General features: G+C 36.0%; 5 protein-coding genes and 1 riboswitch. Of the genes, 4 read left to right on the top strand and 1 reads right to left on the bottom strand.

All coding sequences use genetic code 11. From position 1 onward, the window contains the following. Positions 1 to 76: 76 nt before the first annotated feature. The 4 genes from AC1DTM_RS18365 (at position 77) to pbuX (ending at position 3,668) form a co-directional block, all read left to right on the top strand. Positions 77 to 550: a GNAT family N-acetyltransferase gene (locus AC1DTM_RS18365; RefSeq protein WP_016104346.1), complete on the top strand. Its 474-nt coding sequence runs from the start codon at positions 77 to 79 to the stop codon at positions 548 to 550. Between the two features lie 126 nt (positions 551 to 676). Then, positions 677 to 1,423: a type I methionyl aminopeptidase gene (locus tag AC1DTM_RS18360; protein ID WP_016104347.1), complete on the top strand. Its 747-nt coding sequence runs from the start codon at positions 677 to 679 to the stop codon at positions 1,421 to 1,423. Positions 1,424 to 1,540: 117 nt separating this feature from the next. Next, a riboswitch (purine riboswitch) is annotated at positions 1,541 to 1,642 on the top strand. Positions 1,643 to 1,749: 107 nt separating this feature from the next. After that, entirely contained in the window at positions 1,750 to 2,343 is a 594-nt protein-coding gene (locus AC1DTM_RS18355) for a xanthine phosphoribosyltransferase (protein WP_002158546.1), read from the top strand. 2 nt (positions 2,344 to 2,345) lie between these two features. Next, positions 2,346 to 3,668: a xanthine permease PbuX gene (pbuX, locus tag AC1DTM_RS18350; RefSeq protein WP_477000616.1), complete on the top strand. Its 1,323-nt coding sequence runs from the start codon at positions 2,346 to 2,348 to the stop codon at positions 3,666 to 3,668. Between the two features lie 15 nt (positions 3,669 to 3,683). On the opposite strand, the gene AC1DTM_RS18345 is transcribed toward pbuX, so the two are convergent. Then, the coding region (locus AC1DTM_RS18345; protein WP_477000615.1) for a DUF418 domain-containing protein at positions 3,684 to 4,754 on the bottom strand (1,071 nt) is incomplete at its 5' end.

The raw sequence follows: 4,754 nt of genomic DNA, 5'->3' as shown, positions 1-4,754 counted from the left end.
TAAATATAAAGAGATTTATGAGTTATAAAACAGGAGCTGCTTAATTGCAGCTCTTTTTTATGAGGGAGTGAGAGAAATGGGCTATATGTTTACAGTAATGTCGCAAGCGGAAGCAGAAGAAATTGCATACAACTGGCATTATGAAGGGGAGTATTCTTTTTATGATATAGAGGCAGATCAAGAAGATTTAATGGAGTTTTTAAATGCTCATATGAGAGGAAATACTACATTTGTCGTGAAAGAAAACGATAGTATAATTGGCTTCTTTAGTTTTGGTAAAATAAATAATCAAACGATTGATATAGGACTTGGAATGAGACCTGATATAACAGGAAATGGATTAGGTTTACAGTTCGTAAAAGCTGGATTAGATTTTAGTAAAGAAAAATATAAATGTGACTATATAACATTATCAGTAGCGGCATTTAATGAAAGGGCAATCAAAGTATATAAAAAAGCAGGGTTCGAAGCAGTTGGGACGTTTATTCAAAAAACGGATGGCAGTTGTTTTGAGTTTTTGAAAATGAACTATATATGTAAAAATGATTAAGAAACAGAAAGGGGCTTCTGTTTTTTTATTTTGATGTAATTAGAAGTTTTGAAATTTTGGAAGAGGATGTGTATGATTGAAGTTTAGTAGCAAATAGCAAGTTTAGTAAGGAGAGGTAGAGGTAGTATGATTACAATTAAAACGAAAAATGAAATAGATTTGATGCATGAATCGGGGAAGTTACTAGCTTCTTGTCATAGAGAAATCGCAAAAATGATGAAACCAGGTATCACTACACAAGAAATTGATACGTTTGTTGAAGCATATTTAGAAGAGCATGGTGCCAGATCCGAACAGAAAGGGTATAACGATTATCCATACGCAATATGTGCATCTGTAAACAATGAAATGTGTCATGGGTTTCCAACAGATGTTCCTTTAAGTGAAGGAGATATTGTGACGATTGACATGGTAGTAAACTTAAATGGTGCGCTTTCGGATTCTGCATGGACGTATATAGTTGGAGATATTTCTGATGAAGCAAAAAGGTTATTGTTAGTAGCAGAGAGTGCTTTATATAAAGGGATTGAGCAAGCGATAAGTGGTAACCATGTTGGAGATATTGGATACGCAATTGAAAGTTATGTAGCTGCTGAAGGGTTTTCTGTTGCAAGAGATTTTACGGGACACGGAATTGGCAAAGAAATTCATGAGGAACCAGCAATTTTTCATTTTGGTAAGTCAGGGCAAGGACCAGAATTACAAGAAGGAATGGTAATTACAATTGAACCTATTGTAAATGCCGGTATGCGATATTCTAAAGTAGATTTAAACGGATGGACTGCACGGACGATGGATGGGAAATTATCTGCACAATATGAGCATACAATTGTGATTACGAAGGATGGTCCTATCATATTAACGACGTTGTAATATGAAATGTGAAAGTTTGGAAAACTCGAACAAAAACGGTGTTTTCATAAAATTTGTACGTGTTTTTTTCGATAAATGCTTTTCAAAGTGAAAAAAGTGCGTTATAATCCTTCTATAAATAAATAAGTTAGCTACACTCATATAATCGCGGGGATATGGCCTGCAAGTTTCTACCGAAGTACCGTAAATACTTTGACTATGAGTGAGGACGAATATATTTGCTTGTTTAGCATTCTTTTTTGCGAAACTCCAAAAGCACGTCTCTCACTTGTAACGAGTGGTGGCGGCTTTTGGAGTTTTTTATTTGCATAAGAGGAGGAACTAACATGAAAGTATTACACGAAAAGATTTTGAACGAAGGAAAGGTTTTATCTGGTGATGTATTAAAGGTAGATGCATTTTTAAATCATCAAATTGATCCAGTACTTATGCAAGAAATCGGAAAAGAATTTGCTAAGCGTTTTAAAGAAGAGAACATTACAAAAATCGTGACGATTGAATCTTCAGGCATTGCACCAGCGGTTATGGCTGCTTTAGAGCTTGGTGTAAAAGTAGTTTTTGCAAGAAAGCGTAAATCGTTAACGTTACAAGATAATATGTATGTTGCGGAAGTATACTCATTTACAAAACAAGAAACGAACGAGATTTCATTATCTCGAAATCATATTGATGAAAATGATCATGTACTAATTATTGATGACTTCTTAGCAAATGGTCAGGCTGCTTTAGGTTTAATGAATTTAGTAGAGCAAGCCGGGGCAAGTATTGCGGGAATTGGCATTGTTATTGAAAAAGCATTTCAAGATGGAGGAAAGAAGCTGCGTGAACAGGGTGTTCGTGTTGAATCACTAGCAGAAATTGCATCACTTGATAACGGCACAGTTACATTTGTACAGCAAGAAACTGCGGAGGTGAACTAACGATGAAGCAGCACCCATTTAAAATTGCATCGCTTGGCATTCAGCACATGCTTGCCATGTACGCTGGCGCAATTATTGTTCCGCTTATTGTTGGCGGGGGACTTGGTTTAAATCAACAAGAATTAACGTATTTAGTATCGATCGACTTATTGATGTGCGGCGTAGCAACGATTTTACAAGCATTATCAAATCGCTTTTTCGGTATTGGGCTTCCGGTTGTACTTGGTTGTACATTCACAGCGGTTGGACCGATGATTGCAATTGGTAAACAATACGGCGTGTCCTCTATATATGGAGCAATTATTGCTGCGGGATTATTTGTTGTTATTTTCGCGAAATTATTTGGGAAACTTGTAAAACTGTTTCCTCCTGTTGTAACAGGATCTGTCGTTACAGTCATTGGGGTTACACTTGTTCCAGCAGCTATTAATGATATGGCTGGAGGAGTTGGAAGCAAAGATTTTGGAAGTTTAGAAAATTTAGCTTTAGCATTTGGTGTTTTATTATTTATCATTATTATGTATCGTTTCTTTGACGGATTTATCCGTTCAATCTCTATATTACTTGGTCTTTTGTTCGGTACAATCGTTGCGGCATTTATGGGGAAAGTAAGCTTGCAAGCGGTTGGAGAGGCAGATTGGTTCCACGGTATTCAGCCGTTTTACTTTGGTACAMCAACATTTGAATTAACGCCAATTATTACGATGATTCTCGTTGCTTGCGTAGGAATTGTGGAAGCAACAGGTGTATATTTTGCATTATCTGATATTTGCAATAAAAAGATCGGTGAAAAAGAATTAACAAAAGGTTATCGCGCAGAAGGATTAGCAATGGTTCTAGGTGGTATTTTTAACGCATTTCCATACACAACATATTCTCAAAACGTAGGCCTTGTTCAATTAACTGGAGTAAGAAATCGCGTTATTATCTATACTTGTGGTGGTATGTTAATTGCTCTTGGGTTTATTCCTAAAATCGCAGCCATTACAACAATTATTCCGAAATCAGTACTTGGCGGTGCGATGTTAGCAATGTTCGGCATGGTAATGGCGTATGGCATTAAAATGTTAAGCAGTGTTGATTTTGGAAAACAAGAGAATTTATTAATCGTTGCATGTTCTGTCGGAATCGGACTTGGTGTTACAGTCGTTCCAACGTTATTCTCACAGCTTCCGGAAAATATTCGTATTTTAACTGATAACGGAATTGTACTTGGAAGTGCATCAGCAGTACTTTTAAATATTGTATTTAATATGGTGCCGCAGCGTAAAGTGAAAGTAAAAGAAGAGCCAGTTCCGATGCAAAGTGCAGTAAGAGAAGCATAGAAAAGCAAGGTCTCATTATGAGACCTTGCTTTTCTTTTTAAGTGGCATCATCTTTCCATACGTACCAAGGCGCCAAATATATTCAAGTGGCCCGTATTGGTAACGAGAAAGCCACCAGCGGCTAATAAAGATTTGTAACGTATAGAAACCAATACAAAATAGAGGCCCTACCCATAATGGAGCGGGATAATAATTTTTGAACAATAGCCCGAATACAAGTAATGTAACAATTGTATGCGTGATGTAATTTGTTAACGCCATTCGTCCGACATATTGGAATGGTCGTAATAATTTTTGCCATCTTTCTTTTTGTAATAAGCGCATGAGTGTGAAAATGTAGAAGATGAATAATGTTTTTCCGCTTATCATCGTAATGCCCATAAGGGTAAATGGTGTATAAGGTTGGTTGTTAATAAAGAAGTGAATCATAATAAACCACATCGGCAATGTTAAAATGAACATAATAATTTGCCATTTTTTTAGTTTTGGATCTAATTCTTTTGCACGACGGAAAATATCTTTTTTACCAGCGTATAATCCGAGTAAAAACAACCCTAGTGTTTCAGGAAGCATAATGAAACTGTTTCCTATTGCTTCCGAATAGAATGAATGGAATCTGTCTTCGATTTGTAAGCCCCAGTTTTCTAACGGTATAATTGCTGAGGAAAGGTCTAATTCATTTAACGGCACTAGTGCCATTAGAAGAGAACCTAATAATGTGAATAATTGCATGAAACTTAATAGTACAATTGACCATATTAAAATAGTACGTGGCTCTCTCTTATAAAATAGAAATAAGAAAAACCCAGTGATTGCATAAGTATGTAAGATGTCTCCATCCCATAAAAGAACGTAATGCAAGAAACCAAACAATAATAAAATGAGAAGACGGCGAACAAACAAAGTTTTTGGACGATCTGTTTTCGCCTCAGCACGATTCATAAAGATATAAAAACCTAATCCGAATAAAAACGAAAAAATAGTATAAAATTTCGTTTGAATAAACATATCGTAAAATAGGCGGATGTAGCTGTCTACTCCTTCGTAAATCCCTGAAATTTCACTTGAGTCAACTCCGGCAATATC

Source organism: Bacillus sp. P4_D3 (genome assembly GCF_056401855.1).
Note: the sequence above shows the minus strand (reverse complement) of the source record. Positions and strands in the feature narration are given on the sequence as shown.